This is a genomic window from Synechococcus sp. R6-7, from assembly GCF_047461695.1.
Lineage (GTDB): Bacteria > Cyanobacteriota > Cyanobacteriia > Thermostichales > Thermostichaceae > Thermostichus.
Map to the genome: position 1 here is coordinate 1 of NZ_JANSHS010000406.1, position 5,977 is coordinate 5,977.

Below are 5,977 nucleotides of genomic sequence, written 5' to 3' on the forward strand. Positions count from 1 at the left end.
GCTTAGCGGTCGGAGCCGGGTAGTTTACCACCCACCCTCCACTACACTCAGAGAGGGAACTGCTGCCGGAGTGGCAGGGATCGTTGGACTCACAGATGGGTTATCGCCGCCGGGATTGGTTGGCCTACTGGCTGCTCAAGTGGCTGGTGGTCAACCCCTTGTTTCGGGGACTGTATTTTGGGCGCACCTATGGGCAGGAAAACGTGCCTCGCCAGGGATCCCTCATCGTCGTCAGCAACCACGCCAGCCATTTGGATCCGCCGCTGGTGGCCAATGCGGTGCGCCGCCCGGTGGCCTTCATGGCCAAGGAAGAGCTGTTTCGGGTGCCGGGGCTGAAGCAGGTGATCCAGCTCTACGGCGCCTACCCGGTCAAAAGAGGCGGCTCTGACCGCGCTGCCCTGCGGGCCACGGAAGCAGCTTTGGCGCAGGGATGGGCGGTAGGGATCTTTTTGAATGGCACTCGTACCCCCGATGGCCGCATTCCTCAGCCCCACTTGGGAGCGGCCTTGGTTGCAGCTCGCACCCAAACGCCTCTGCTGCCTGTAGCCCTTTGGGGCACGGAAAAGGTCTTGCCCAAGGGATCCCGGTGGCCGCGCTTGTTCTGCCCCATCACGGTGCGCATTGGCAACGTGATTCCCCCCCCTGCTTCCAGCGATAAGGCCGATTTGCAGCAGGTGACGGCAGAGTGCGTGCAGGCTATCCATGCCCTTTTGGATCAGGGGCGCTGAGGGTATCTTGGGCTACCAGATACTCAACAACAGGGATCCCTCCCAAGATGTGCTTTTGAAGAATCTCCTCCACCACCTCCGGCGTGACCGAGTGGTACCAAAACCCACCGGGATAGACCAGCAGCACAGGGCCGGGAACAGCATAGTCGCACGCCCGCAGGCAGTTGGCTTTGGTGCGGTGTACCCGCAGGGATCCCCCGCTCCCGATTTCCAGGTTCAATTCCTTGATCCGCGATTTCAAATAGTCCCAGGCTTCCAATCCCACGGCTTTCTCACAACATTTGGGCTTGGTTTGATCTGCACAAAGGAACAAATGCCACTGGTAGGGCGGAATGGGAGCCGGCTGAGGCGCTTGGCCTGGGGATCCGGTTGCCGAGGAGGGATCCAGGATAGGGGAAGAAGCGACAGGACGCGACATAACAAGATGTTTGGGCTTGGCTACAGTTGCATTATCCCCTGTTCTCTAGGTTCTTACCGATGCTGGTGGATAACCCCAAGCAGCGACTGTTTCTTGCTCTGCTCCCCCCTCCAGCACTGCAAGAGCAGGTGACAGCCATCAAACAGCAGTTTGCCGAGCAATTTGCCAGCCAAGCGGCCCTGCGCTCGCCTCCCCACATCACTCTGGTGCCGCCGTTCGAGTGGCCCAGTTCCGATCTGCCGGCCTTGACGGGATCCCTAGAGGCCTTTGCCAAGCAGCAAACTCCCGTCGCCATCCAGTTATCCGGCTTTGGGGCCTTCGCGCCGCGTGTCATTTTTATTCACGTCGTGCCCTCCCCAGAACTGCAGCGGCTACAAGCTCAAGCCCATCACCACATGGGGATCCTTCTCAACCGGAAAGAGACAACCGCTCAGGGCCGTCCGTTCGTGCCCCACATGACCGTTGCCTTTCGAGATCTAACCCCCGCCCACTTTCGCGCCGCCTGGCCAGAGTTCAAGACGCGTTCTTTCCAGAGTGCGTTTGTAGCGTCAGCTTTGACGCTCCTCCTCCACGACGGCAAACGTTGGCAGGTTTTTGCCCAGTTCTCGATGGGGGAATAATGGGGAACAGAAGAGGGTTGCCAACCGAAGCAGCCTACTCCACCCAGTGAGCGGCCATGTATTCCGCCAAGTCCAACACCCGCTGGGAGTAGCCCCACTCGTTGTCGTACCAAGCCATGACCTTGACCAGATCCCCATCCAGCACACTGGTCATCTCCGCATCCACAATGGCCGAGCAGTCGTGGCCGCGGTAGTCGATGGAGACCAAGGGAATATCCGAGTAGGCGATGATCCCTTTCATCGTGGTTTCCGAGGCTTCCTTCAGGGCAGCGTTTACCTCCTCGGCAATCACGCGCCGCTCCGTCTGCACCACCAAGTCCACCAGAGACACATTGGGCGTGGGAACCCGTACCGCCACCCCATTCAGCTTGCCTTTCAGCTCCGGGATCACCAAAGCCACCGCCTTGGCAGCCCCCGTGGTGGTGGGCACCATGCTCAATGCTGCTGCCCGGGCCCGCCGCAGATCGCGGTGACCACCATCTAAGATCCGCTGGTCGCCGGTGTAACTGTGGGTGGTGGTCATGGTGGCACGGAGGACGCCGAACTTGTCCAGCAACACCTTGATGATCGGGGCAAGGCAGTTGGTGGTGCAGCTGGCGTTGCTGACAATGTTGTGCCGCACCGGGTCGTAGGTGTGTTGATTAACACCGTAGACAAACGTGGGAATGTCTCCCCCCTTGGCCGGGGCGGTGATCACCACCTTTTTGGCCCCCGCTTCTATGTGCTTAGAGGCACCCTGGTAGTCGACAAAAACACCTGTAGCTTCAATAACAAGATCCACCTTCCACTCTTTCCAGGGCAGGTTGCTGGGGTTGCGGTCGGAAACGGCATAGATATGCTTGCCGTTCACCACCAAACCGTTTTCTGCAGGCTCAACGTCTGCTCCCTGCAACGGCCCAAGGATGGAATCGTACTTGAGCAGGTGGGCAGCCGTGCGAGCATCTGAGGTGTCGTTGATGGCAACAATGTCCAGGTTGGACTGGGAGCGACCCAGCCAACAGCGCAAAAAGTTGCGACCAATGCGACCAAACCCGTTGATGGCTACCCTAACCACTGCTCCTGACCTCGCTGCTTGAAATCTCTTGGGGGCTGCTGCCTAGCACATGATATCGCAACCCCTGAACATTCTGAAGACAAAATTTGGGATCCAAGGGGTTGTCTTCGTGGACGTTGACCTGCAAACCTATGCGGAGCAGGGATTGAGCCTCTTTCAAGCGGGATAGCGCTGGTGCAGCAGAGCCATAGCCGAGGCTACATTTTCTACCCCTCGCTGCTCCAGAAGATCCGTGAACATACTATCCAGCCAGTAAAGGTGCTCGCTGATGATCTGGCTCCAGGCGCGGTAGAGTTTCACCTGGACTTCCAGAGGCAACAGGATCAGCCCCTCGTTGGAGAGGCGCAGGGTCTGCACCTCGGTTATGGTCACTGCTGTAAAGGAGCGCCGCCGTCCCGTCAGCAGAGAAAGTTCCCCAAACAAACGCCCGGCGTGCAGCGTAGCCAGCCAATAATCTCCCGGATGTCGCACATATTGGCGACGCAGCTCCACTACTCCACTGAGGATCATGTACAGGTCACTGCTGGGATCCCCCTCTTGAAAGATCACCTGGCCAGGAGAGAAGCGGCTGGGCAACAGGGCAGCCGTCAGCGCCTTCCACTCGGCATCTTCCAAAGATTGGAAGAGCAAGTGCTCGCGAACACGCTCAAACGGATAACGGGGGCTGCTCATGATGTCGGTGGGCCAGAGGGGTACCTGAGGCCGGCTCCGTTTCATCCTACCGCTGCCGGCAGGGTATTGGGAGATGGGAGAGAGTTGTCCCCAAAGAGTATCTGAGATGCAATGGAAAAGGTAGGTCGCTCCCAGGGATCCCATGCAGCCTGGCTCAATTGTCCGCTGCCGCAACCGCGAGTGGGTGGTGCTCCCCGCTGATTCAGAAGAAATTGTGGTGCTGCGGCCCCTCACCGGCACCCCAGAAGATGCGGTTTGCATTCACCGACACCTGATGAACCTTGTGGGCGGCACCTTGCCCTTCGAGCGAGTGGAGCCTACCGCCTTTCCTTGGCCCTCTGGGGATCATCCTGCCGATGCCACCAGTACCCTTCTCCTCTGGCAGGCGGCCCGGCTGATTTTACGGGAGGGCGCAACTCCCTTTCGCTCTCTGGGGCGCCTCTCGATTCGGCCACGGGTATACCAGTTTGTGCCCTTGCTCATGGCGCTGCGCCTCGATCCGGTGCGGCTATTGATTGCCGACGACGTAGGGGTGGGCAAGACCATCGAGGCGCTGCTGATAGCCAGGGAGCTTTTGGATCGCGGCGAGATCCGACGCCTTTGTGTCCTGTGCCCTCCCTATTTGTGCGAGCAGTGGGCCAGTGAGCTGGCCGAGAAGTTTAACCTGGAGCCAGTGGTCATCCGCTCGGGAACGGTGGGGCAATTGGAGCGAAAAACCCCTGTTGGGCGCAGCCTCTACGAGCACTTTCCTGTCCAGGTGGCCAGCATTGACTTCGTCAAGACCGAGCGCAACCGCCACCCATTTCTGCAATTTTGTCCTGAGCTGGTCATTGCCGACGAAGTCCATGGGGCAGCGGCGGCCCATGGCAAAAACCAGCAGGAGCGCCACAGTCTGCTCAAAGCGGTGGCCCAAAACCCCAACCGCCACCTGATCCTGCTGACGGCAACTCCCCACAGCGGTGTCGAAGAGGCCTTCCGCTCGCTGCTGGGGCTGCTGCGGCCCGAGTTCGAGACATGGGATCTCCAGGATCTCAACGAAGACCAACGCGTCCAGCTAGCCCGTCATTTTGTCCAGCGCACGCGGCGAGATATTCGGGAAACTTGGCAGGAGCTCACCTGTTTTCCAACCCGGGAAGCTGAAGATGAAACCTACACCCTTTCTGAGGGGCAGCGCAAGCTGTTCGAGGACACCTATGGGTTTTGCTCGGAATTGGTGTGCACAGGGCAGCAACTAGAGAAGCGCCAGCAGCGAGTGCGCTACTGGGGAGCGCTGGCCCTTTTGCGCTGCGTAATGTCCAGCCCGGCGGCAGCAGTAGCGGCATTGCACAATCGCAGCGGAGCAACCCTGGAGGCAGAAGAAGAGGTTGAGGCAGAACTGAGCCGCTGGGTGTTCGAGTCGGCAGAAGAGCGTACCGACGATGAGCTGCCAACGCCAGCTCTTGAAGCCGCAGACCCAACCCTGCCGGATAGCGACCGCCGCCGGTTGCAGGCCCTGGCCCGTCTGGCCAAACAGCTCCAGGGCCCAGAGCACGACACCAAACTGACGCGGGCCATCGAGCTGGTGAAAAAGTTGCTTCAGGAAGGTTTTCATCCCATCCTCTGGTGCCGCTACGTTGCCACTGCGGAGTATCTGGACAGTTACCTTCGGCAACAGCTGGGATCCCCAGCCCAAGTAGCCTGTGTAACGGGCAGGATGGGAGACGAGGAGCGGGAGGCCAAGATCGCGAACCTGGAAGTTGACCGACCACGGGTGCTGGTGGCCACCGACTGCCTCTCGGAAGGGATCAACCTGCAGGAAAAGTTTACAGCCGTCATCCACTACGACCTGCCCTGGAACCCCAATCGGCTGGAGCAGCGGGAGGGCCGGGTGGATCGCTACGGCCAAAAGGCCAGCCGGGTCAAGGTCATCCGCTTTTTTGGCCGCGACAACCCCGTAGATGGCGTGGTACTGGAGGTGTTGCTCAACAAAGCGCGGGAGATCCACCGCACCCTGGGCACCCACGTGCCTGTGCCGGAGGCTAGCGAAAGCGTTACCCAGGCTGTGCTCGAAGCCCTCTTCCTGCGCAAGGGACACTGGTCCGCCGAGCGCCAGCTAACCCTCGATCTTGGCGTGCCGGAAGTGGATGAGTTTCACCGGCGCTGGGATCGCTCTGTCGAACAGGAGCGGCGCAACCGCACCCGTTTTGCCCAGCGGGCCCTCAAGCCTGAGGCAGTGCAGCGGGAGCTGGAGGCCACCGATGCCGTGCTAGGGGATCCCGAAGCTGTGCGCGAATTCTTCCTGGCTGCCGCCCAGCGCCTCAACCTAGCCATAACCCCAGGGAAGCGGTCGGGGGTCTACCAGGTTAGCGTCGGCTCCGAAGCCACTGCCACCTTGCCGGAAGCCATTCGCCTGGCCCTGCCCTCTCCCAAAGGCGGGCGTTGGCTAATCAGCTTCGACTCGCCCACGCCCGAAGGTGCCGAATACATTGGCCGCAACCACCGCGTC

6 protein-coding genes are annotated in these 5,977 nt (G+C 60.2%); 3 read left to right on the top strand and 3 right to left on the bottom strand.

Features of this window, described 5'->3' with window-relative positions; all coding sequences use genetic code 11:
* Positions 1–95 precede the first annotated feature (95 nt).
* Positions 96–728 (top strand): lysophospholipid acyltransferase family protein, encoded by a 633-nt coding sequence (locus NW815_RS11660; protein ID WP_414331435.1) that lies wholly within the window; start codon positions 96–98, stop codon positions 726–728.
* On the opposite strand, the gene NW815_RS11665 is transcribed toward NW815_RS11660, so the two are convergent.
* Positions 697–1,146 carry a (2Fe-2S) ferredoxin domain-containing protein gene (locus tag NW815_RS11665; RefSeq protein WP_414331431.1) on the bottom strand — a complete coding sequence of 150 codons (450 nt, stop codon included), beginning with the start codon at positions 1,144–1,146 and terminating at the stop codon, positions 697–699. The genes NW815_RS11660 and NW815_RS11665 overlap by 32 nt on opposite strands.
* A 59-nt stretch (positions 1,147–1,205) precedes the next feature.
* Between NW815_RS11665 and NW815_RS11670 the strand changes: the two genes are divergently transcribed.
* On the top strand, positions 1,206–1,766 hold the full coding sequence (locus NW815_RS11670) for a 2'-5' RNA ligase family protein (RefSeq protein ID WP_414387772.1): 561 nt from the start codon (positions 1,206–1,208) through the stop codon (positions 1,764–1,766).
* A gap of 34 nt (positions 1,767–1,800) precedes the next feature.
* On the opposite strand, the gene gap is transcribed toward NW815_RS11670, so the two are convergent.
* Positions 1,801–2,820 carry a type I glyceraldehyde-3-phosphate dehydrogenase gene (gene gap / locus NW815_RS11675; RefSeq protein ID WP_011433307.1) on the bottom strand — a complete coding sequence of 340 codons (1,020 nt, stop codon included), beginning with the start codon at positions 2,818–2,820 and terminating at the stop codon, positions 1,801–1,803.
* Positions 2,821–2,976: 156 nt separating this feature from the next.
* Complete coding sequence (locus NW815_RS11680) at positions 2,977–3,537, bottom strand: Crp/Fnr family transcriptional regulator (RefSeq protein ID WP_414342364.1); 561 nt, start codon at positions 3,535–3,537, stop codon at positions 2,977–2,979.
* Positions 3,538–3,634: 97 nt separating this feature from the next.
* Between NW815_RS11680 and NW815_RS11685 the strand changes: the two genes are divergently transcribed.
* The coding region (locus NW815_RS11685; RefSeq protein WP_414416038.1) for a helicase-related protein at positions 3,635–5,977 on the top strand (2,343 nt) is incomplete at its 3' end.

Bases quoted from the DNA above. Each gene is read 5' to 3' on its own strand.
- NW815_RS11670 (WP_414387772.1), top strand. From the start codon at position 1,206: ATGCTGGTGGATAACCCCAAGCAGCGACTGTTTCTTGCTCTGCTCCCC.
- NW815_RS11680 (WP_414342364.1), bottom strand. From the start codon at position 3,537: ATGAAACGGAGCCGGCCTCAGGTACCCCTCTGGCCCACCGACATCATG.
- NW815_RS11665 (WP_414331431.1), bottom strand. From the start codon at position 1,146: ATGTCGCGTCCTGTCGCTTCTTCCCCTATCCTGGATCCCTCCTCGGCA.
- NW815_RS11660 (WP_414331435.1), top strand. From the start codon at position 96: ATGGGTTATCGCCGCCGGGATTGGTTGGCCTACTGGCTGCTCAAGTGG.